We start from the raw sequence: 22,736 nt of genomic DNA, 5'->3' as shown, positions 1-22,736 counted from the left end.
GCAAGTTCCCCCTCAAAAGGACTTTATGCTATTCTATCACAAAGACTGACCATCTGCAAGATAGACTGGCTTAGACAGGATAGCTTGAGGGAGTTTTCTTATTGTTTATAAATCGATTCTCTGAAATCATCTGTGCTACGTAGGTAGGCATTGTAGATTTTTTGTTTTAATAAGTGGACCCAACTTGCAGGTGCATGATCGGTTGCACGATCAATGTTAGCCACATCTTTTGCCATTGCTTGATTGATCAGTTCTTGCATTTGGGCAGCTGAACGGATTGTAATTTCCTTGCTGCTGTTTGGTACACCAAGTTCATACTGAATGGTGATTGGTTTCAACTGATCTTGCTTACGAATACGTTGATTAAACATATCCTTCTTGAAATCAGACCATGAAGCGTATTGGTTGGCAAAGACATTTTTCAATACGAGGCTATCAGTAATGAGTCCCACATCTTTCCTAAGCCAATCTGAATAGGTAATGTCCCCGTTTCGTTTAGCTTCTTCTGCATATTGGTTGGATACATATGGTAAGAAGCCATCTTGGTAACCTTTTTCTGCCAACAATTCGTAGGCTGTCTTTCTAAACATGATGTCACCAGGTGCACCCTTTGGATTGCTGAGGGCAGCATAAATCGGTGAGAACATGCTGATAATATGATAGCCATTACGAGTATAGTCACTCTTATCACGGTAAGCCCGACGGTTGATGATATCATTGTCAATCAAGGCATCCAGACTAGTTAGTTTACTTACTTCAGCATCTGTCAATGGGCGAACAGAGTTTCCAGCATGAGTTTGTTTATGGTACTTGTCCTCAATGTAGAAATTCTCTATTTTTCTAAACCATTTTTTCTTGACATCATTAGACTTGGTTAGAATGGCATTGGCTTCCATAGCATCCAAGGTGTACAAGACATCGTACATACCGTGAACATACTCTTGCAAGGCTGCAGCTGATGTGAAGCGGCTTGTCGGGTCATAAGTATGCAAACGAGTTAGTGAATCCTTATCCCCTTTATAGAGAGTATTCAAGACAATGGCATCCTTATCTAGGTTGTCAGCAGATTGCAACAGTCCTAAGGCATACAACTCTGCTCCCAATCCTTCACGACGACCTTTTCCTTCAAAGTAAATATGTCCGTCAGAATTATGAACCATTTCATGGGTATAGACAGATGTTCCGTACTTATCCAACAAGCGGTCGCTGACATAGTGAACCTCTGAACCGTTGGCATAAGCTCCAGCTCCTTTACTTTCCCCATACCACTTACCAGTTGGTCCAAAGAAGTTGTAGATAGAAGCAATGGCTTTATCAGACAGGGTAGCCCAGTAATACTTGCTATTGCTATCTTTCATACCAAAGCCATCTGACACCATGACTGAACGGAAGAGTTTTTCTTTGTATTCTGGTGAAAGGAGATGGTACCAGATATCATAGTGGTCTCGTTGCCATTCAGCCGACTGGTCGACCTTAGCACGGACATACTGGCGCAATTCCTCTCCTGACAAGACTGTATTATTGACACGGTCACGATAGCGTTCGTAGCCACCAAAGGCCAAGGTAGAAAGGTTTGAAATCACATAAACATCCTCTTCTGGCAATGTCAATAGCGGTAGGAGCATATTTTTTAATTTCCAACTTGGTGCCGTAATACGGTCATAGACTCCCAGCGTATACTTACTATCTGGTGTAGCTGACTCTTGTTTGGCACGCACTTCTGGAATTGCTGACTTACTCTCTACGATATAGGCCTTGGTATTTGTCTTCAACCATTCATTATTGGTTTTAGTTGGTAGGAAGAGTTTTCTGTAAGACTCCAGTAAATCAGTCACTGTCTTACGACCTTTTGCAGGGGCCAGGGTTGTTTCATAGGCACTTATATTATTTGATGCCTTGAGATTTTCCATACCGCTCTGACCCAGGGCAATGATGGTATCCAAGGTTGAAGCTGTGCTATTGCCATCAAAGTCAAACTTATAGGTATTGAGATCCTTCGTATTGATGTGATCATAGTTGATATTGTACCAGCGATTGAGGTAGATTAAACCAAGCAAGAAAGCTTCCTTGTTGTTTTTGATTTTTTCGCTAATGTAGGTTGCTATACTATCTCCCATCGTATTGATAGACTTGTCCATGGCTAGCACTTTACGGAGATGTTCACCGATATTGGCTTTAACTTTTTCAAATTCTTTGTCCAAATATAGCGGATCAAGTGAAGCATCTGCCTCAATGCCCAGAACTCTTCTCATAGCTGCTGAGTCATATTCGACCCCTTGCAAATCTGCTAGGACCTGATTGGTCACTTTCGTATAGTCAGATAAAAAGGCCTCTGGTGTAAAGATAAAGTTTTTACCTGCTACGCTGTACTCTGCAATTTGTGTATTTTTGAAATCTTCTTTGTAGGTGACATCCAGATAGCTGATTGTATTATCGGCAAAATGCAACATAAGCTTATTGATCGTTGCTTTATTGGCCTGAATATCTGTGATGATATCATTGTCCCTCATTGGTACAACGTCCAGCAGTTCTGTAGTATAGAGCTTATCAGTAGGATCAACTTGATTTCCATAGTGAACCACTAACTCTTTGTTGTAGAAAGGCATCAATTTCTCAATATTGTGATAAGCAACTTTTCGACTAGCTTGGCCTTGGTTTAACTGAGTATAGTCCACACTTCGTTGATTGTCCTTGAGCGTTTGACCTGTATCATCTAGCGTCACTGTCATACCATAAGACTGAACCTTTTCTCTAGCCTGGTCTTGGGTGATTGAGGTCGCATAGAGATCGGCCTTCTTGTTCTCAACGGTAGTGCTAGCATCTTTGGTGTCCGCTCCCTTATATTGGTCTCCTGTGATGGCATAACCATCTCCAGTATTAACCATGCTGACAACATGATGGATACGGCCATTTTGCCATGTAGAACCAGCTATACCTCCGACACGTGGATAGGTTGTCGTATTGAGGATGGTTCCACTTGCTAGTGCATGAGAGACCAAAGCACCACTTTGAACTTTCCCTACAATACCTCCCGCAAATTGGTCATTGTTGCGGGCATTGCTAGAAATACTTGCATCAACAGCTACCTTATCAATCTTAGCCTTATTACCAGATAGGAGCCCTGCTATACCTCCCACATAGTAAGGAGAAGCATCTGTATGCTTGGCCTGAATGCTACCTGTAAAGGAACTATTGCTTATTTCTGTATCCTGAGCCTTTGCTACCAAACCTGCAACTGACTTGCTACCTGTCAATTGACCTTCTACAGCTACATTACTAATTTGGCTGTTAGTGGCCACTTTTGCTAGGCTGGCTGTGTCTTCTTGACTCTTAATCGCTACCGCTTTAAGGTCAATATCTTTCACAGTAGCCTTGGTCAAATTATCAAACAAGGCTGTCTTAAGGTCATAAATCGCAAATGGTTGCCCATCACTCGCACCGATAAGGTTACCAGTGAAGGTTCCTGTCACATAGCTGGTTTGACCTTTAGCTAGGGCCACTTCATCAGCTGTCATATCAGCTCCAAGTTTAAAGGTTCCAGCGAGATTATCTTGCATGGCAGCAATCAGTTTCTTGAAGGAAGTATAGACACTGTCCTTGGCAAGCTTTTGCTTATCAACTGTGAAGCTATAGTTATCCTTGTATGCTGAACCTTTCTCTTGAACCAGTTCATTGAAGGCAACGATTACCTTGTATTTCCCATCCTCTGTTTCCTTAATAGAGCTAACTGGTAGCAACATTTCTTTCATCTTGTCTGATTTGACTTTGACAAAATAAGGTGACAAATCGCTTGGTACTTCTGATAGGTTCAGATAACGACGGTAGTGACCATCTTCCTTACCATAGAGCCCCACTTCATCCACATCTTTGATTTCAATTTTCTTATAGTCTAACTGAAAATCTTTCGTTGATACTTCTGTACTTTCCTGATCAGATTGGCCTAGATTATAGGTCAGGTAAGTCTTCAGATTGTACGAGGTATAGTAGTCCAAGCCATCAATCGTCTGTTGTGCTGATGGATCTTTCAAGTTCACCTCTTTGACCAATGTGCCATTTTGGTAAATTTGGGCCTTGGCCTTAACAAAAGCAGACGTTGGGTCATCTAAGTGATAGTTGACTGCTACTGCTTTTTTGCTCTCCTCTTTAACCAGATTAGTGATTTCAACCGTTGGTTTGGTTTTAACAAGACTACCAACCTTGACAATCTCTTTGGTTGGCTCTACTTCTGTACGTGAGATTTCCTTGCTAGCTTCTACCTTACCATTTAGGAGATAATCTTCATACTCGATTGTTCGTAAACCGTCTTTTCCTTCCTGAGCAATTTCTCGGCGATTTTTTAAGATGGTCGCATCTTCGATTTCTTCAGTTTCATGAGGAATGGTTTCTGTTACTGTACGATGATGACTTGTCAAAGGCAGTTCAGGGAGAGCCTCTGCTACAGCAGCCTCGCCTTCGTGACCAATTTCTTGAGTCCCCTTACTGCTAACAACTTCTGTAGACTCTGGCACTGTTGGATCAACTGGAGATCCCTCCTGAGGACCTGTGTAAACTGGTAGTTCTGGTTGGACTAGAGCCTCACCCTCATGACCTGGCTCTTGAGTTCCTTGAGTACTGATTGGATCCGTGTACGCTGGTGGCACTGGTTGGACTAGAGCTTCACCCTCATGACCTGGTTCTTGGGTGCCTTGAGTGCTAATTGGGTCTGTGTAGGCTGGTAGTTCTGGTTGGACTAGAGCCTCACCCTCATGACCTGGCTCTTGAGTTCCTTGAGTACTGATTGGATCCGTGTAGGCTGGTGGCACTGGTTGAACTAGGGCCTCGCCCTCATGACCTGGCTCTTGGGTTCCTTGAGTGCTGATCGGATCCGTATACGCTGGTGGCACTGGTTGAACTAGGGCCTCGCCCTCATGACCCGACTCTTGGGTCCCTTGAGTGCTGATTGGATCCGTATACGCTGGTGGCACTGGTTGAACTAGGGATCCGCCTTCATGACCTGACTCTTGTGTACCTTTTGCTTGTACTACAGTTTCATTATTTTCTTGTGGTTGAGGCTCTATAGGAGAAGGTGTCCCCCCTTGTTGTCCCTCTGTTCTTGGTCTAGTCGGAGCTGGCTGGACTGGATTTACCTGTTCTCGATTCCCACCAGTTTGGCTTGAATTTGTTACAGGAGCTGTAGCCGGTTCTTGTTTTTGGACTGGCTCCTCACCTTTTACAACATGACTATCCTTACTCTCCTGACTCTGAGAAACTGCCGGTTGCTGACTAGTATCCTCATTTTTAGAAGATGGAGCCGTAGCTGCTGAGATATCTACATTTTCTAAGTTAGACTTGCTGTCATTTGACTGCTTGACAAATTCAGTTCCCATAGTCGAATCTGCTGAATGAGTAGTAACTACTTCCTGAGATTGACTGTTTTCTAATTTAATCTCTTGATTTTCAGTAGATTCTGCTGGTTTGCTAGTTATCTGTACAGAAAGAGCTGGCTTATTTTCCACATATCCTAGATAAGTATAACCAGGAATATCAACCGGAGCTGGCAAGGCATCTCCTGCCTGGACCGATAATTGGGTGTTATAAGCAGCTAGTGTCTCGCTCGTCAAAGCAAGGACAGTTGGAGACAGCAACTGACTGCCTAGAGCTGTTACTAACAAGAATCGACTAATCTTTCTCTTGCCATCAGGTCCCTTAAGAACTACTACAACCAGCAAACTAAGACCTGCCACCAAGGCAACAGTCCCCAATGGAGAGCTAGTACCCGTATTGGGCAATACTTGATTTGCTCGATAAACCAGATAGTAGGTAGCGTCTGTTTCTTCCGCTACTTGTGGTAGGGATGTAACCAAGAGACCCTTCTCTTCGTCAGTTAAATCCGACTCTAAAACATAAGTATAATTAACGGTATGAGATTCTTGGGCAGATACAGTCTGTAGGCCAGTTCCCATCAAAAAGAAACACGCAACTGCCACAGATACAAGACCAACTGCCAATTTTCTTAATGAGAAATTCTGTCTTTCTTCTCCACTAGTTTTGAAATTCATATTCCCCTCTTTTTACATTTTTAAATTAGTATGTTAATTTATTGTAAAATATACAACTCTTTCCATTATACATCAACTTTTTAAAAGATTCTAGGGATAGATATACAATTGAACGGATGGGAAAAATCAAGTAACTAAGTAATTAACTGATTTGAAAAAGCTAAGACGAACTTCCCACCACACTTACTTTACGATTTTTCAGAAATAAACTGTCAACAAAAAATGAAGAGAAGCACTATTTCTTCTCTCCATCTTTAAAATTATAGTAACAAATATAGATTATCTAAAGTTATGAAAGCAACTCTTTAGTTTCTAGTTTACCCATTCACCATTTCCATTTACTTTATAACCGTCTGGTGTTGTTGTGCTGACTGCCAAAGCTCCAGAGCCATATGCATAGTACCAGTATTGGCCAACTTTAAACCAACCTGTCTTCATGATACCAGACGCATCAAGGTAGTACCAAACTCCATTTTCTTTGAGCCAGCCTGTCTTCATAGCTCCTGAGCCATCAAAGTAGAACCATCTATTTCCGTCTGTACCCCAGCCTGTAAACATAGCACCTGAGCTACTCAAGTAATACCAGCTACCATCTACTTTTACAAATCCTGTCTGCATGACACCTAGGTCATCCAAGTAGTACCATTTACCACCCGTTTTCACCCAGCCTGTCTTCAGATCACCAGACTCATAGAAATACCATTTTCCATCTGTTTTCACCCAACCAGATTGGTCTGAACTAGAAGTTCTAAATTCTTTCAGCGCTTTTTCAACTACGACTGCTTTATTTTTAACTGTTGACAAGTTAGATGAAGTCACTTCTGCATATTGAATAGCAGGACCGTAACTGCCTACCAACTCTTCTGAAGTAGCAGCATCACCAAAAGCCTGAGCAATCGTTACGGCATTATATGGGTTATTTGGGTTCTTAAAGGCAGCAATCCCCATGTGTGTAAATTTAGGACTAATCAAAGTCTGATAATGACCAGATCCACCATTTGTTGAACCACCTGATTTTTTCTTCACGTAGTCTGCTTTTTCAGCACGCCATTGTTCCAGAGCTTTTAGAAAACCATCATGGTTCCAACCCAAGTTTTCTCCTAGTACACTGTTTCCTGATGGGAAGGCGCTCCAGATTTCTTTACCAGAAAGACGAGTATGGTCCATGGTTACAGAAGCTTCTGCAGCTCTGGCAAAAGCTGCCTTTTCTAGGTCAGTCGACCATTTGATAGGGACATACTTATCTACCAAACCTTCGTCAGCTGCCTCTTTACGGATAGCATTGATGGCATCTAAGATAGCTTGTTGGTCTGGAGTCAAAAATTCTCCCTTTAATCCAACCAAAACATTGCCACTAGCAGGGTTAAGCACTTCTGAGCTCAAGACATTTTCATTTCTACCATCTGCAGATTGTGTTGCCACAAGTCTGTCATTGGCAAAAACATCATTTGTCAAAACTGCTCCAGCTAAAGTCAAAGCCAAGGCGCTAGCAAATACAATTTTCTTCATTTTTTTCTCCTTTTATCCTTTAGATAGGATAGGTATTTTCAATATTAAATTATATCATATTTTCCTATTCTTTGCCCATTTCTACTAATGTTATAAGGTAAATACTATTCCCCAAAAAGTAGAAATTCCTATCCTTTTATTTCACAACAAGCTCATAACGTGTCTTGCTTGTAAAGGTTTGACCTGCTTTGAGAATGACTTGGTCTTTGAGGTCACTGTGAATGGCATCTGGTAAAGCTTGCGCTTCAAGGGCAATCCCATTGTGCTGTACCATTGGCTGACCTCCTATGATGACACTCTCATCCACAAAGTTTGCTGTGTAAACTACAAAGCAAGGAGCTTCTGTCTTGAAAAGCAGGAAGCGACCTGAGTTTTGGTCATAAAGGAATCCAGCATTGTCATGACCTGCAGGAAGGACAAATGGATGATCCAAACCTGATACCAGCTGGATTTGCTCATCTTCTTCTGCAAAGATATCTTTCAACAAGGCACCATTGTAGATGTGTTTGACCACATCACGGTTGGCTTCTGGAGTTTTGGCAGGAACACCGTCGGGAGCGATTGGGTAAATGCCCTCAGTATTTAGTTGGAAGACATGACGGTCAATCGTCTGCGTGAAATCACCAGACAAGTTGAAATAGCTGTGGTTTGTTGGATTGACCAGCGTATCTTGATCGGTCGTCACCTTGTAGCTGATTTCATAGGCACCAGTTTCTTCTAAGTTGTAGCTAATCCAGATTTTAAGATTGCCAGGGAATCCTCCTGTCCCATCTGTACGCTCTGTGTAGAGGGTCAAGCCATGGTCGCTCACCTCGACCAATTCAAATAAACTAGAATCCCAACCAGTTGAACCACTGTGGTTACAGTTGCTAGCATTGTTGACTTCAAGGTCATATGTCTTGCCATTTAATTCAAAGGTCGCACCTGCAATACGCCCCGCCACAGGACCTACGCTAGCTCCATGCTTGGGACTATTGCCTACATAGCTGTCAAAGTCATCAAATCCCAAAATAACGTTGGCAAAGTTTCCAGCCTTGTCAGGTGTGACATAGCGCAAGATAGTCGCCCCATAAGTCATAACCTCTAATTGATAACCAGCATCAGTCTCAAAGCAATAAGCTAGGACATCTTGTTCATCAACTCTTCCGAACACACGCTCTGTGTATGCTTTCATTCGTTTTTCCTTCTTCCTAATTCTATTAAGCAAACAAACCATAGAAAGTCCATTCACAATCTATGGTTTACTTGTATGATTTACAAATCCTCTTATCAAGAATTCATAAATACTGTCTTATACTCAATGAAAATCAAAGAGCAAACTAGAAAGCTAGCCACAGGCTGCTCAAAGTACTGCTTTGAGGTTGCAGATAGAACTGACGAAGTCAGCTCAAAACACTGTTTTGAGGTTGCCGGATAAGACTGACGAAGTCAGTAACATATACCTACGGCAAGGCTACACTAGTATGGTTTAAAGAGATTTTCGAAGAGTATTACTTTTGATATTCGTGGATGATCACGCCTTGTACCACACGGTTTACTGTACCTGTAGGAGACGGTGTATCAGGTTTATTTTCTACCTTGAGTGAAGTCAATAGGGCAAAGAGTTGGGCATAAACGATGTAAGGGAAGACACGGTAAATATCATTCAAGACACCGCCACAACCAAAGGCCACTTCTTTGACATTTTCAAGACCAAAAGCTTGATCACTCAAAAGCACAACACGACGAGCAATCTGGTCACCAGCAACTTCACGAACCAAGTCCAAGTCGTACTTACGAGTGTAGTCTGTCGTTGTACCAAAGACCAAAACAACCGTATCTTCGTTGATAAGAGATTTTGGACCGTGACGGAAGCCAACTGGGCTTTCATACATGGTCGCAACTTGACCAGCTGTTAATTCCAAAATCTTGAGCTGAGCTTCATGAGCAAGTCCAAAGAAAGGACCAGCACCTAGGTAGATAACACGGTTAAAGTCTAGGTCAACAAGCTCTTTGACATCTTCTGCATTGTCTAGAACTTTACGGGCAAGACTAGATACAACTTCAAAACGTTCAGCTTTCACAGCAAATTCTGTAGGATCAAAGACCAAGAGAGCTGTCAACATCATAGACGTAAAGCTTGAAGTCATGGCAAAGCCAGCATCATTAGAGGCTGCTGGTTGCAAAAGCAAAAGATTGCGGTCATCGCCATGGGCTTGAAGAGCCAACTCACCATCCGCTGCACAAGTAATCGTCACTTGGTAAAGCTCATCCACCAAGGATTTGGCCAAATCAACAGTCGCCACACTTTCAGGCGAGTTACCACTACGAGCAAAAGATACTAGGACAGTTGCCACATCTTTTTTCAAATAAGTTTCTGGATTGGCAACGATATCTGTGGTCGCAATGGCATTGAAATTCCATTTGCGTTCGTCATAGACTTCCTTAAAGTAAGGTACCAAGGTATCTCCCACATAAGCAGAAGTCCCAGCACCTGTCAAGATAATCTTGATATAGTCATGTTTATCAGCAATTCCTTGTAGAAAGGCTGCAATTTCTTCGCGCTTTGCTTGATAAGACTCAAAAGCTTCTTTCCATACATCAGGCTGTTGGTAGATTTCACGTGTAGTGATTTCTGCACCCAATTCAATCAAGTCTTCTTTTGTATAATGTAGCATTGAATTCCTCTTTTTCTATTAAATATGGGAATGGGAGTAAGCCCCATTCCCATGTATATTCTATGAAATATGTTCTAACAATTTTCACGTCGTCACATCTTATTCATCTTCGTCATCATCGAAACTCGCTAACAGGTCATTGACTTTCACAATGCTTTCTGCAGCACGGTTCTTATAGTCCGCATCTGCACCTGTAAGGCTCGCATTGATAAATTCAATCACCATTGGAAGATTCATTCCTGCATAAAGTTCGATGTCACGACCTTCCATGATCAAACGACTGACCACGTTACATGGTGTTCCACCGAGAAGATCCGCAAAGACTAGGAAATCATCCAATCCTTCAATAGCAGCTTCAAATTTCGCAGTAAATTCTTCTGGACCATCTTCTGGAAGAAGAGCCACTGCATGAATATTGTCTTGTGGACCCATGATCATTTCAGTGCTACCTTTAAGTTCTTCACAGAAGCGACCATGACTCACCAAAATTAATGATTTAGCCATAAATTATGCGCCCATTCCAAGTACAAATTTACCAAAGGCAGAAAGACCTACTGCAAGAGCGATAATGATACCGATAGCTTTAGTAGAGGTCATACCTTTCTTACCAAGCAACCAGAAGATAAAGGCAGTAAAGATTGCTGGAAGCAAACGTGGGAAGATTTGGTTCAAGATGTCTTGGAAATCAATCATCTTTTCACCGATTGGCAACTTGTAAGAAATTTCAAAGTTGATCATTGTTGCTACAAGAGCACCCATCATGAAGACACCAAGTACAGATGCAGCGTCAATCAAAGCTGTCAAGGTACTTTGCATATTGTTGATAAGGTTAACCCCTTCTTTGTAGGCAAATTCCAACTGTTTCCAACGGAAGATATCATACGCTACTGCAACTGCAATCCAAAGGAAGATACCCCAAGGTTGACCACCGATAGCCATAGTTGCTGCGATAGATCCCATGATCGCAGGTACAAGTGAACCAAAGATTGTATCTCCAAGAGGAGCGAATGGTCCCATCAAACCTGTCTTGATACCATTAACGGCGTCTTTTGAACCCACACCATCTTTTTCTTCCATGGCAAGGTCAAAACCAGCGATAATGGTGTGGAAGAATGGTGAAGTATTGAAGAATTGAGTATGAACTTTCATCATTTCTTTCAATTCAGGAGTTCCATCCCCATACATTTTACGCAATTGAGGCAAGATCATGTAAAGGTAACCAGAAGCTTGCATACGTTCGTAGTTCCAACCCAATTGGAAAGTAAACAAGCTACGTTTGTTGATTTGATTAAAATCTTCTTTTGTAAGTTTGTAATTAGAATTCGTCATCTTCGATTTCCCCACTTTCTGATGGTGTAGAAGGTTCTGCTACAGCTACTTTTTGGCTATTTTTGAAGTGAAGCACTGCAAGGAAGATACCTACGATAGAGATACCAATCATAGACAAACCTTTGAAGTTGTTCACGAAACCAATTTTTTCAGCAACATCTTTCGGTAGAGTACCGATAATACCTGCAACAGCGCCACCAAGACCTGTTACATATGAGTAAAGAACAGTCAACATAGCTGTCAAACCAAATCCCATTGCAAGGTAGTGAAGGTTACGTTTAACTGGAAGGTAACGAAGCAAGATTGCAAATCCAAGACCTGGAAGCATACGTCCTGCAAGTGTCAAACCATCTGCAACCCACTGGTATTTTGTAACGAAGTCTACTACGTGTTGTACAAATTCACCACCAAATGCAAGCGCGAAGAAGACTGGAAGGGCACGAGATAAAGCCCAAGGAATCGCACCAAGCAAGTAGTTGCGTTCGATACCTTTGTAATCAAAGCGGTCGATTGCAGCATCAATACGGTGTGCGAAGAAAGTAGTTGTCATACGTCCAAGAACGTCGAAGTATGTTAAAAGTGCTGCTACTGGTACAGCGATTGTTGTAATCGCAAGGTCTGTAGCGATTCCTTGTGAAACTGAGAATGCTGTTGCAAGAACCGCACCAGAAGTTGCGTCAATACGAGAAGCACCACCGAAGGTACCAACCCCAAGAACGAACAGTTGCAAGTTACCACCGATAAGCAGACCAGTAGTCACATCTCCCATAATCAAACCAGTAATGAAACCAGCAAATACAGGGGAACCTGCAGATGAAACGATCGTCAACTCATCACAGATTTGATAAGCTGAGTACAAAGTGAGAAGTAAAATTTGCCACCATTGTATCATAACAATGACCTCCTAAAAATTTTTTCCTATTTTAATAAGCTCAAAAAGTCTGAAATTGGATCATTTGGAACCATTTGAGCAGTAAGTTTAACACCTTTTTCTGCCAATTTGTGGAAGTCTTCCACATCCTTGTCCACTACGTTGATAGAACGTGTGATGGCGCGAGTTTCTGGTGTTTGAGACATATTCCCAACATTAAGGGTTTCAATTGGTACACCTGCTTCTACCAAACCAAGGAAGCGGTCTGGTTTACGAGCCACGATAAAGAGACGTTGGCTATCGTATTTTCCAGCAAGAATATTGGCTGCCGCTTTCTCAATTGGCAAAATACTCAACTTCACACCTGGTGGTGTTGCAAGTTTCAAACCACTCTTTTCAACGTCGTTGTTGACAACTTCGTCATCTACAACCATGATACGTGAAACATTTAGTTTTCCAGCCCATAGATTGGCTACTTGTCCGTGGATCAAACGTCCATCGATACGGCATCCTACAATTGTCATAAGTTTTCCCCCTTTATGTGTTTTAGTGTAGGTTTACGAGTTAAATGAATCTCTTCTTTATATTCACCTTCTGTTTCAAAGATAATGATACGATTGGCACCTTCCTTGAGATAGCTATGAGGAATATAAAGCGAGAGGGTTGGGCCGACGTTCCAAAAACGTCCTAGGTTCTGCCCATTGACAAAGGCAACTCCCTTACCAAACTCAGACAAGTCTAGGTAAGTATCTTTTGGCTCTTGGACTGTAAAGTCATAAGCGTAAAAGGCTGGTTGTCCTTCTGCCCATCCTTTTGAAAAATCAATTTTCTCAGGATTGTCTAGAGGAAGTGGATAGTGTTTCCAGTTTAGTAAGAAGTGCAAATCCTTACAAACCCCTGTCCGAATTCCCTTACGTTGCGTATCCGCTAAGAACTTATGTCCATAGTTGACACGCCCCATATTTTCTACCAAGATATCTAGCCTAGATAGCGCTTTCTTTTCACCTTGATAAAAAATATCTTCCCCAATCTCTGTCTGATATTGGGTTTCAACCCACTGACCATCGACATAAAGCTGAGCCCTATCTCGACCGTCAATGATACGAAGTCTTTCTTCTTCTGCATCCCAGTTTGTTTCTGTTCGATAAAGTAGATAGCCATAGCTTTGTCCCAACTCCTCCATCTTTTTAGGATAGAGGCTTTCTACTGGACTTGACAAGCTATCCAAGGTTTCAAACAAGGAAACTTTTTCAACTAGTGGAATAGCATCCAACTCCATACTCTCTTTGTAGAGTGGCTCCAACTGCGGATACTCTGGAAAATGTGTTGCCATCATCTTCTTGACTGCCAGATATTTGGCAGTTGGATTTCCTTCCTCATCTAGAAGGGCATCGTAATCATAAGATGTAACTTGTGGCAGGTCCAAAGTCCCTCGAGCTGAGCAACCATTCATGAAGCCAAAGTTTGTACCACCGTGGAACATGTAAAGATTGATAGAGCCTTGTTCCAAAACTTCTCGAACTGCATCTGCCAACTCTTTTGGATCCCGTGTGATAATCGGTTCTTTCCAACGATTGAACCAGCCGTCCCAGAACTCCATACACATGAGCGGCCATTTCTTGCCATGCTCATCAAAGAATTCCTGCATCTGTGAAAAGTTATAAGGTGCCTTAGAACCAAAGTTCCCTGTCACAAAGAGGTCATCTTCGATTAAGGTTCCAGCTTTCAAAGTAGCTCTCCAGGGACCATCTGATGTAAAGAGGGGACAGGTTACGCCACGTTCTTCCATCAACTGTCGAATTGCTCTTAGGTAAGCCTTATCTTCGCCATAAGAACCATACTCATTTTCAACCTGCATCATAAGGATATTGCCACCATTGTCCAACAAATGTGGCACCAACCGTGACAAGAGCTGGTCATAGTAGCGACCGACAGCTTCAATATAAGCAGGATCTGAGGAACGAAGCCTCATATCTTTGGTTAAAAGCCAAGCTGGTAAGCCACCGAATTCCCACTCCGCACAGATGAAGGGTGACGGACGAACGATAGCGTAGAGACCCAAATCTTGTGCTGTCTGAAGAAATCGCTCCAAATCCAGAGCTCCTTCAAAGTGAAACTCACCCTCACGAGGCTCGTGTAAATTCCAGGCCACATAAGTCTCTACTGTATTAAAACCAAGAGCCTTCAAGTTATAGAGCGAATGATACCAATCTTCTGGAGGAACCCTAAAATAATGAATGGCGCCAGATAAAATCTTAAATGATTTTCCATCGAGATAAAAATCATCCCGTATCTCAAATCGTGTCATATTCTTACCTTCTGACAATAAAGTTTACGCTTTCATTTGTTGATATAGTAAATATATCTCAATATCTTACATTTGTCAATAGGTTTTCACAATTTTTTTCATTTTTCACTAAATTTTACACAAAAAACTTATAAAAATCTTGTAATCTATAGTCATAACAACATTTTAGCACCATGTATAAAAATGTAGGTTTTTCTATTTATTCCTATGTAAATTAACCTTATAGCCTATTATTCTAATTTTTTTATTCAAAAGGCTACTATTCTTTCCAGTTTTATGGTAAAATCTTTAACGGAGAAGGAAAATCGAGGTGAAAATATGGCAATTCCAAAGTATCAATATATTAAAGATGAGTTAAAGAACAAAATCATTTCTGGTCAATTTGCCAGTGGAGATAAATTCTACACTGAAGCTGAATTGATTGCAATGTATGATGTGAGTTCTATCACAGTTGTTCGCGCTTTAAACGACCTTGCCAAGGATGGCTATATTGTCCGTCAACAAGGAAAGGGTACATTCGTTTCACGCGCACGCAAACACAAACTCGTAGAGTTTTCAGATGTAGAAGTTTTTGAAACTAAAGATGATAAAGTTACCGTCCTTTCTATTGAGCGTGGAAACAAACTAAGCTACTTAGAAAAACTTGGACTACGCGGAGATCAGTTCTACTACAAGATTGAACGCGTTCGCGAAACGGGTGGTGTTGTGTACATCTACCATACATCTTACATTCCAGAACAATACATCAACGCAAATTATCCAAATCTTGAATATTATAGCTCTATCTATAACCGTTTCAAATTGGATTACCACATTCACATGAATGATGAACATTTTGAAGAAATCAATGAAATAGCATTTCCAACTCCAGAACATGCGGCTTCGGTCCTCGGAGTCGATGAACAATTCCCAACCGTTTTACAAACCAAGACTACTAAACTAGAGTCTACTGGTCAAGTTCTCGCATACAGCGAAACATATAAACGCGCAGATTACTACAAAATCAAATTCATTTCATGTGACCGTGATCACTAAGAAGAAAGCCTAAGCCTTGCTTGGGCTTTTTCTATGTTTATTATATGACATTAAAAATGTATTTTCTATATGTAAATTAAGATAGACTAAATTTGTTTAAATTTTACTAAAATATAGGTAATTTTTATCAAAAATACTTGAAGACAAAATAAAAATCGAAGTTCTTCTACTCCTATAAATAGAGTAATAGAACTTCGATTTTTATTCTAATTATCCTAAACCAAGACGGTCAAAGATATCATCCACTCGTTTGGTGTAATAAAGAGGGTTGAAGATTTCATCGATTTCTTCTTGAGTGAGGCGAGAAGTTACCTCTGGATCTGCTTCAAGAAGTGGTTTAAAGTCTACTTGATTGTCCCAAGAGTAGGCTGTTTTTGGTTGTACCAAGTCATAGGCTTGCTCACGGGTCATACCTTTTTCAATCAAGGTCAACATAGCACGTTGGCTGAAAATCAAACCAAATGTCGAGTTCATGTTGCGGATCATGTTTTCTGGGAAGACTGTCAAGTTCTTGACGATATTTCCAAAACGGTTGAGCATGTAGTCAATCAAGATGGTCGTATCTGGTGTGATGATGCGCTCAGCTGATGAGTGAGAGATATCACGTTCGTGCCAGAGAGCCACGTTCTCATAGGCTGTCACCATGTGACCACGGATAACACGCGCAAGACCTGTCATGTTCTCAGAACCGATAGGGTTGCGTTTGTGAGGCATTGCTGAAGACCCTTTTTGCCCCTTAGCAAAGAATTCTTCCACTTCACGTTGTTCAGACTTTTGCAAACCGCGAATCTCAGTCGCCATACGTTCGATAGAAGTCGCGATGCTGGCAAGAACTGCAAAGTACTCAGCATGAAGATCACGAGGAAGCACCTGTGTAGAGATTTCTTGAGCACGGATACCAAGCTTGTCGCAGACGTATTGCTCCACAAATGGTGGGATGTTGGCAAAGTTCCCAACCGCACCAGAGATTTTACCAGCTTCTACACCAGCAGCTGCATGCTCGAAACGCTCGATATTGCGCTTCATTTCGCTATACCAAGTTGCCAATTTCAGACCAAAGGTTGTAGGTTCAGCGTGCACACCGTGGGTACGACCCATCATGATGGTAAACTTGTGCTCCTTAGCCTTATCAGCGATGATGTTGGTGAAATTTTCAAGGTCACGACGGATGATGTCGTTGGCCTGCTTGTAGAGGTAACCGTAGGCCGTATCTACCACATCGGTAGACGTCAAACCATAGTGGACCCACTTACGCTCTTCGCCAAGAGTCTCAGAAACCGCGCGTGTGAAGGCAACCACATCGTGACGAGTCTCCTGCTCAATTTCCAAAATACGGTCGATGTCAAAGTCCGCTTTCTCGCGAATCAAAGCCACATCTTCCTTAGGGATTTCTCCCAACTCAGCCCATGCCTCGTCAGCCAAGATTTCCACCTCAAGCCAAGCACGGTATTTATTTTCTTCACTCCAAATGTTCGCCATCTCAGGGCGAGAGTAACGGTTGATCATATTGTTAATTTTTCCTTTCTTCGTAACCTGTTGGGAATAAGCTATCTAGGTAAACCAAGATTTCTACTCAAACTCCTCTTTTCCTATAAACACAGATGGATAGTGTAGTAATTCATTGAGATCGGTATCCAATGGTAAATCATAAATTGCTAAATAGTTTTCAGGATATTGAGCAATTAGCTCTTCATATTTAGCCTTCACCTTTTCATGATCACTGCTAGCATACAAGACTTCCACGACTGCTCCAGTCTTATCCTTTTCAACAAAAGCGTTAACAATGATTTGAATCATAGTCTTCACCTACCAATCAATTCCTTTCCCAAACTCCTCAACCTCATCCGGCGCATCACTAAACAAAGTCACATGCCCCATTTTGCGGTTGTGCTTCGCTTCTATTTTACCATACATGTGGAGGTGGGCGCTTGGATTTTCTGTGACATATTTTTCAGCAGCCTCGACATGCTGGCCGAGGACATTAAACATAACGGCTGGGGCATGCAGTTTGATAGCTGGTAATGGTGCTCCCAGAACGCCCAGAATATGTGTATCAAATTGTGAAAAGTCACAAGCTTCGATAGAGTAGTGCCCAGAGTTGTGTGGTCGTGGGGCAATTTCATTGACAATGATGTCATCAGCGGTCGCAAACATTTCCACGCAAAGCGTTCCAGATAAGTTAAGTTGTTCAGCAATTCGCACAGCCATGGCTTTGGCTTTTTCAGCTAGACTTTCTGAAATGCGAGCTGGCACGATGGTTTTTGACAGGATGTTGTTACGGTGGATATTTTCCTGAACTGGGAAAACCGTCACGTCCTTGCCATTTCCTGACACGATGACAGAAATTTCAAGGTCAAAATTGACAAATTCTTCCAAGACACAATCTGCTGAGTCTGCTAGTTCATAGGCTTCTTCCAAGTCTGCTTCTGAGCGAATGACCTTTTGCCCATGCCCGTCATAGCCACCAGTCGCAGTCTTGAGGACATAGTTTTTGGACAGGTCAATCTCCGCCAAGTCTTGACTAGAATTTACAACCTTGTAAGGAGCCACCGTTACTTGAGCCTTGTTAGAAAGGAAGTCCTTTTCAAAAATCCGGTTTTGGGAGATGCGAAGTAGATCGGTTCCTTGAGGGAGTTGTCCATCCTTGATAACAGCATCCAAACCGTCGGCATCGACATTTTCAAATTCATAAGTGAGAACATCACAGCGGTCCGCCAGCTGACGAAGGGCATCCACATCGTCATAAGGAGCCACGATGATTTCCGCAACGCGAGAGGCCGGGCAATCCGCCGCAGGATCCAGCGCGATAACCTTGTGACCCATATAGATAGCAGAAATGGCCATCATCTGACCCAGTTGACCACCACCGATAATGCCGATTGTTTTAGATGAGCTCATTCGTCGACTCCTCTGCGATTTTTCCTTGTTCTTCTGCAAAATCTGCCAAAGCTGTCGCAATAGCTTGGTCCTCTACTGAGAGGAGACGGAGGGCAAAGAGAGCCGCATTTGTCGCACCAGCTTCACCAATAGCCATTGTCGCCACAGGCACACCGCCCGGCATCTGAACGATAGAATAGAGCGAGTCCACGCCACTAAGGGCACGTGATTTGACGGGCACCCCAATGACTGGAAGGGTTGTTTTAGCTGCGACCATACCTGGCAAATGGGCTGCGCCTCCAGCACCCGCTATGATGACCTTGATACCGCGACTACGTGCTTCCTCCGCATGTTTAAACATGAGGTCTGGTGTACGGTGTGCAGAAACAACTTTCTTTTCGTAGGCTACACCAAAGCGATCTAGGACTTCTGCGGTTTTTTGCATGGTTGCCCAGTCGGATTTTGAGCCCATGATAATGGAAATTACTGATTTCATTTCTTTTCCTTTTTCCTCTTTTTCAACAATCACCTTAAGTTGTGAGGGACGGCAGCAAACCTTCGGTTTCATTACTAAACTTTGAGCCTAAGGTCTCAAAGCTTCCCCGACCAGAACAGAAACTGTTCTGGTCTTTTCACCACGGCGACCATTATCGTATTTGGCGACTTCGTCGCGTTATTCTTATATCTTTACTTAATTGCCTTGCTTCCGATATCGGTTCGGTAGAAGAGCCCTTCTGTGTTTTGTTTGTTAAGTTCGCTGTAGATAGTGTTTTGAGCTTCTTTGACGGTGTCTGCGGTGGTGACGAGCATATAGACACGGCCACCGTTTGAGAGCAGTGCTCTGCTATTTTCCGCAAACTTAGCACCTGCATAGTAGGTGATGATGTCTCCTTCTGTCTTGGCTGGCAACTTGACACCTTTTTCATAGTCTAGCGGATAACCGTTTGATGCGACAACCACGCCAAGTGTCACACCCTTGTCCGTCCAAGTAATAGCTGGCTCCTTGCCATAGAGGATATCCGTAATATTTTGTGCAAAGTCAGATGTCAAACGAGGCAAGATGATTTGCGTTTCAGGATCTCCAAAGCGAGCATTAAACTCGATGACCTTAGGTCCATCAGCTGTCAAGATAAGCCCTGCGTAAAGGACACCCAGATAAGGGCGACCTTCTTTAATCATCCCTTCGAGGACTGGCTTGACAATGGTGTCAACCGCTGTATCAACTACAATCTGTGGCAAGTGTGGAACTGGCGCATAGGCACCCATACCACCCGTGTTAGGCCCTTTGTCGCCATCATAGGCACGTTTGTGGTCCTGAGCTGTTGGCATGATGTAGAACTTGTCCCCATTGACAAAGGCAAAGAGGGAGAACTCCTCCCCATCAAGGAATTCCTCAATAACTACACGCGCACCTGAATCACCAAATTTATTGTCCAAAAGCATCTCGTGAGCTGCTTCGACTGCTTGCTCAACCGTCTCCGCAACGACGACACCCTTCCCAAGCGCCAAGCCATCCGCCTTGACTACGATAGGCGCACCCTGCTTTTCGATATAGGCCTTGGCTTCCTCAAAGTCCGAGAATGTGCCATAGGCTGCTGTCGGAACGCCGTATTTGACCATGATTTCCTTGGCAAAATCCTTGGACCACTCCAGCTCAGCTGCCAATCTTGTCGGACCAAAGGCTTTGAGACCAACTGCATGGAAATCATCCACGATACCAACCGCAAGGGCGTCATCTGGACCGATAAAGGTCCAATCAATATCGTTGGTTTTTGCAAACTCAATCAATTTAGAATGTTCGGAAATAGAGACATTTACCAATTCCAAACTATCAAGAGTCATCCCATCATTCCCAGGAGCTACAAATACTTTTTCAACGTCTTTTGACTCAAGCAACTTCTTAGCAATCGCATGTTCACGACCACCCGAACCGACAACTAACAGCTTCATTCCTCAACCTCTTTTGCGAATTATTTACTAATATTATATCACAAACGTTCGTTTTAATCTTGTTTCACTCCGCATTTTTACGCAAAAAAGGAAAGAAACTGTTTTCTTCCCTTTAACGTTCTTAATGTCTAAAATGTCTCACTCCTGTGAGGACCATCGTCAAGCCGTATTTGTCAGCAGCTTCGATGGATTCCTGATCACGGACCGATCCACCTGGCTGGATGATGGCCTTGATACCTGCTTTGGCGATTTCTTCCACATTATCCGCAAATGGGAAGAAGGCATCCGAAGCAAGTACAGCACCGTCAAGGCGGTCTTTGGCTTGGTCAATCGCAATACGAACAGAAGCCACGCGATTGGTTTGACCTGGGCCAACACCAAGTGTCATGTGGTCATTGGTGATAATGATGCCGTTTGATTTGACGTACTTGATAGCCTTCCAAGCGAACTCAAGAGCTGTCGCTTCTTTCTCAGTTGGTTGGCGTTTGGTCACCACTTGCCAGTCAGCTGGGCTTTCTTTGACCACGTCTTGGTTTTGCACGAGAAGTCCACCAACCACGCCTGTGTATTCTGCTTCCACTTCGCTAGCCTCTTGAGCGTCAAATGGCAAGGCAAGGATCCGCAAGTTTTTCTTTTTGTTGGTCAAAATAGCTAGCGCTTCATCCGTATAGCTTGGTGCGATGATGATCTCGAGGAAAACGCCATGCATCTTCTCAGCTGTCGTAGCATCCACCTCACGGTTGAGAACGACAATTCCACCAAAGATAGATACTGGGTCAGATTCATAAGCGTAGTTCCAAGCAGTCTCAATGTCATCAGCCTGACCAATACCGCACGGATTCATGTGTTTAAGAGCTACAACGGTTGGACAATCTTTGAAATCACGGATGATACGAATGGCAGTGTCAGCATCACGGATGTTATTGAATGACAATTCTTTCCCGTTGAGCTGTTTTGCTGAAGCAATCGAGTAGTCTGTCGGCAAAGCTTTCTGGTAAAAGTCTGCATCTTGTTGAGGGTTTTCACCGTAACGCATGGCTTGCTTGAGGTCATAGGTTAAAGTGAGCTTTTCAGGCTTACTTTCTCCGACTTGAGCTGTGAAATACTCTGCAATCAAGGCGTCATAAGCCGCTGTGTGACGAAAAACCTTGGCTGCTAAACGTTGTCGAGTTTCGTAACTTGTTTCGCCGTTAGCTGCCAATTGTCCCAAAACCACAGCATAGTCAGCTGGATCTACCACAACTGTTACGCTGGCATGATTCTTCGCTGCCGAGCGAAGCATAGATGGCCCACCGATATCAATGTTTTCAACTGCATCAGCGTAAGTCACGTCTGGTTTGAGGATGGTTTCCTTAAATGGGTAAAGGTTTACCACAACAAGATCAATGAGCTCAATCTGGTTCTCCTTAGCTGCTTCCAGGTGACTATCCAAATCACGACGAGCGAGGAGTCCACCGTGGATATTTGGATGAAGGGTCTTGACACGACCGTCCATCATTTCTGGAAAACCAGTCACATCATCAATCGCAATGGTGTCTACCCCAGCATTATCAAGGGCAACCTTGGTCCCACCCGTCGAGATAATCTCCCAACCAAGTTTTTTAAGTTCTTGGGCAAATTCAACAATGCCCGCTTTATCTGAGACGCTGATTAAGGCTTTTTTCGTCATTCTATTCCTCTTTCTTTAAGTCCAAGCGCATAGCGACTTCGTTATTTTCTTCTATAAATCCTGTTTCCTGAAAACCAAGACTAGTCAGCAGGTGCTTCATTTTTTCATTTCCAACCACATAATCTGCAACAATATGACTGCAGACTCTATCCATCTGAGCCTCTTTGATTAGAACTTCTAAGGCTTTTCGACCATAACCTCTTCCTTGGTACTGCTGACCAATCATTATCCGCCAGATAAAGTATTCCGCTTCATCCTTGTCTATTTCCAGCAGGAGAAAGCCAACCACTTGCTTATCCCAATAGATTGCCCTCGGAAACACATCTTCATTTTCCCGGTAGAGCCATGCGTCAGCTAAAGAGCGTACATTTGGAGCCACGAAACGTGCTCGTTCATCAGCTTCAGATATTTTCAAATCCAGCACTGCCTGAAAACTGCTCTCATCTACTAATTTCAGTTCAATCATTTTTTCTCCTAATAAGATTGCGCAATC

General features: G+C 42.8%; 17 protein-coding genes. 1 reads left to right on the top strand and 16 read right to left on the bottom strand.

Features of this window, described 5'->3' with window-relative positions; all coding sequences use genetic code 11:
• Positions 1-98 precede the first annotated feature (98 nt).
• The 9 genes from ACERDH_RS08405 to ACERDH_RS08365 form a co-directional block, all read right to left on the bottom strand.
• Positions 99-6,038, bottom strand: coding sequence for a ZmpA/ZmpB/ZmpC family metallo-endopeptidase (locus ACERDH_RS08405; RefSeq protein ID WP_386686158.1), 5,940 nt, complete (start codon positions 6,036-6,038; stop codon positions 99-101).
• A gap of 312 nt (positions 6,039-6,350) precedes the next feature.
• On the bottom strand, positions 6,351-7,547 hold the full coding sequence (locus ACERDH_RS08400) for a CAP domain-containing protein (protein WP_045597438.1): 1,197 nt from the start codon (positions 7,545-7,547) through the stop codon (positions 6,351-6,353).
• 136 nt (positions 7,548-7,683) lie between these two features.
• Positions 7,684-8,721 carry an aldose epimerase family protein gene (locus tag ACERDH_RS08395; protein WP_386686154.1) on the bottom strand — a complete coding sequence of 346 codons (1,038 nt, stop codon included), beginning with the start codon at positions 8,719-8,721 and terminating at the stop codon, positions 7,684-7,686.
• Between the two features lie 316 nt (positions 8,722-9,037).
• The gene (locus ACERDH_RS08390) at positions 9,038-10,204 is read right to left on the bottom strand and encodes an SIS domain-containing protein (protein WP_386686151.1); all 1,167 of its coding nucleotides are present in this window, start codon (positions 10,202-10,204) and stop codon (positions 9,038-9,040) included.
• 99 nt (positions 10,205-10,303) lie between these two features.
• Positions 10,304-10,708 (bottom strand): PTS sugar transporter subunit IIA, encoded by a 405-nt coding sequence (locus ACERDH_RS08385; RefSeq protein WP_261032122.1) that lies wholly within the window; start codon positions 10,706-10,708, stop codon positions 10,304-10,306.
• Between the two features lie 3 nt (positions 10,709-10,711).
• Complete coding sequence (locus tag ACERDH_RS08380; protein ID WP_020903317.1) at positions 10,712-11,533, bottom strand: PTS system mannose/fructose/sorbose family transporter subunit IID; 822 nt, start codon at positions 11,531-11,533, stop codon at positions 10,712-10,714.
• Positions 11,520-12,425 (bottom strand): PTS mannose/fructose/sorbose/N-acetylgalactosamine transporter subunit IIC, encoded by a 906-nt coding sequence (locus ACERDH_RS08375; protein WP_386686146.1) that lies wholly within the window; start codon positions 12,423-12,425, stop codon positions 11,520-11,522. Before ACERDH_RS08375 ends, ACERDH_RS08380 begins: the two co-directional genes overlap by 14 nt.
• 26 nt (positions 12,426-12,451) lie before the next feature.
• The gene (locus ACERDH_RS08370) at positions 12,452-12,928 is read right to left on the bottom strand and encodes a PTS sugar transporter subunit IIB (RefSeq protein WP_020903315.1); all 477 of its coding nucleotides are present in this window, start codon (positions 12,926-12,928) and stop codon (positions 12,452-12,454) included.
• The gene (locus tag ACERDH_RS08365; protein WP_033681001.1) at positions 12,925-14,712 is read right to left on the bottom strand and encodes a glycoside hydrolase family 35 protein; all 1,788 of its coding nucleotides are present in this window, start codon (positions 14,710-14,712) and stop codon (positions 12,925-12,927) included. The genes ACERDH_RS08370 and ACERDH_RS08365 overlap by 4 nt, the downstream gene beginning before the upstream one ends.
• 318 nt (positions 14,713-15,030) lie before the next feature.
• On the opposite strand from ACERDH_RS08365, the gene ACERDH_RS08360 reads away from it, so the two are divergent.
• Positions 15,031-15,747 carry a GntR family transcriptional regulator gene (locus ACERDH_RS08360; RefSeq protein WP_031237756.1) on the top strand — a complete coding sequence of 239 codons (717 nt, stop codon included), beginning with the start codon at positions 15,031-15,033 and terminating at the stop codon, positions 15,745-15,747.
• Between the two features lie 210 nt (positions 15,748-15,957).
• On the opposite strand, the gene purB is transcribed toward ACERDH_RS08360, so the two are convergent.
• The 7 genes from purB to ACERDH_RS08325 form a co-directional block, all read right to left on the bottom strand.
• Positions 15,958-17,253, bottom strand: coding sequence for an adenylosuccinate lyase (gene purB / locus ACERDH_RS08355; RefSeq protein ID WP_386686141.1), 1,296 nt, complete (start codon positions 17,251-17,253; stop codon positions 15,958-15,960).
• Positions 17,254-17,316: 63 nt separating this feature from the next.
• Positions 17,317-17,544, bottom strand: a complete 228-nt coding sequence (locus tag ACERDH_RS08350; RefSeq protein ID WP_064275776.1) for a hypothetical protein — start codon at positions 17,542-17,544, stop codon at positions 17,317-17,319.
• 9 nt (positions 17,545-17,553) lie between these two features.
• Positions 17,554-18,645, bottom strand: coding sequence for a 5-(carboxyamino)imidazole ribonucleotide synthase (gene purK / locus ACERDH_RS08345; RefSeq protein ID WP_261069781.1), 1,092 nt, complete (start codon positions 18,643-18,645; stop codon positions 17,554-17,556).
• Positions 18,632-19,120: a 5-(carboxyamino)imidazole ribonucleotide mutase gene (gene purE, locus ACERDH_RS08340; protein ID WP_125416735.1), complete on the bottom strand. Its 489-nt coding sequence runs from the start codon at positions 19,118-19,120 to the stop codon at positions 18,632-18,634. The genes purK and purE overlap by 14 nt, the downstream gene beginning before the upstream one ends.
• Positions 19,121-19,311: 191 nt before the next feature.
• On the bottom strand, positions 19,312-20,574 hold the full coding sequence (gene purD / locus ACERDH_RS08335; RefSeq protein ID WP_386686136.1) for a phosphoribosylamine--glycine ligase: 1,263 nt from the start codon (positions 20,572-20,574) through the stop codon (positions 19,312-19,314).
• A 121-nt stretch (positions 20,575-20,695) separates the two neighbouring features.
• On the bottom strand, positions 20,696-22,243 hold the full coding sequence (purH, locus tag ACERDH_RS08330) for a bifunctional phosphoribosylaminoimidazolecarboxamide formyltransferase/IMP cyclohydrolase (RefSeq protein ID WP_386686133.1): 1,548 nt from the start codon (positions 22,241-22,243) through the stop codon (positions 20,696-20,698).
• A 1-nt stretch (position 22,244) separates the two neighbouring features.
• Positions 22,245-22,709, bottom strand: a complete 465-nt coding sequence (locus ACERDH_RS08325; protein ID WP_050261349.1) for a GNAT family N-acetyltransferase — start codon at positions 22,707-22,709, stop codon at positions 22,245-22,247.
• Positions 22,710-22,736 lie beyond the last annotated feature (27 nt).

This window comes from Streptococcus bovismuti (assembly GCF_042436615.2).
Classification (GTDB): Bacteria; Bacillota; Bacilli; order Lactobacillales; family Streptococcaceae; genus Streptococcus.
This window is presented reverse-complemented; position numbering and strand designations above follow the sequence as displayed.

Coding starts and splice junctions, on each gene's coding strand:
- ACERDH_RS08405 (WP_386686158.1), bottom strand. CDS start 6,038: ATGAATTTCAAAACTAGTGGAGAAGAAAGACAGAATTTCTCATTAAGA.
- ACERDH_RS08400 (WP_045597438.1), bottom strand. CDS start 7,547: ATGAAGAAAATTGTATTTGCTAGCGCCTTGGCTTTGACTTTAGCTGGA.
- ACERDH_RS08395 (WP_386686154.1), bottom strand. CDS start 8,721: ATGAAAGCATACACAGAGCGTGTGTTCGGAAGAGTTGATGAACAAGAT.
- ACERDH_RS08390 (WP_386686151.1), bottom strand. CDS start 10,204: ATGCTACATTATACAAAAGAAGACTTGATTGAATTGGGTGCAGAAATC.
- ACERDH_RS08385 (WP_261032122.1), bottom strand. CDS start 10,708: ATGGCTAAATCATTAATTTTGGTGAGTCATGGTCGCTTCTGTGAAGAA.
- ACERDH_RS08380 (WP_020903317.1), bottom strand. CDS start 11,533: ATGACGAATTCTAATTACAAACTTACAAAAGAAGATTTTAATCAAATC.
- ACERDH_RS08375 (WP_386686146.1), bottom strand. CDS start 12,425: ATGATACAATGGTGGCAAATTTTACTTCTCACTTTGTACTCAGCTTAT.
- ACERDH_RS08370 (WP_020903315.1), bottom strand. CDS start 12,928: ATGACAATTGTAGGATGCCGTATCGATGGACGTTTGATCCACGGACAA.
- ACERDH_RS08365 (WP_033681001.1), bottom strand. CDS start 14,712: ATGACACGATTTGAGATACGGGATGATTTTTATCTCGATGGAAAATCA.
- ACERDH_RS08360 (WP_031237756.1), top strand. CDS start 15,031: ATGGCAATTCCAAAGTATCAATATATTAAAGATGAGTTAAAGAACAAA.
- purB (WP_386686141.1), bottom strand. CDS start 17,253: ATGATCAACCGTTACTCTCGCCCTGAGATGGCGAACATTTGGAGTGAA.
- ACERDH_RS08350 (WP_064275776.1), bottom strand. CDS start 17,544: ATGATTCAAATCATTGTTAACGCTTTTGTTGAAAAGGATAAGACTGGA.
- purK (WP_261069781.1), bottom strand. CDS start 18,645: ATGAGCTCATCTAAAACAATCGGCATTATCGGTGGTGGTCAACTGGGT.
- purE (WP_125416735.1), bottom strand. CDS start 19,120: ATGAAATCAGTAATTTCCATTATCATGGGCTCAAAATCCGACTGGGCA.
- purD (WP_386686136.1), bottom strand. CDS start 20,574: ATGAAGCTGTTAGTTGTCGGTTCGGGTGGTCGTGAACATGCGATTGCT.
- purH (WP_386686133.1), bottom strand. CDS start 22,243: ATGACGAAAAAAGCCTTAATCAGCGTCTCAGATAAAGCGGGCATTGTT.
- ACERDH_RS08325 (WP_050261349.1), bottom strand. CDS start 22,709: ATGATTGAACTGAAATTAGTAGATGAGAGCAGTTTTCAGGCAGTGCTG.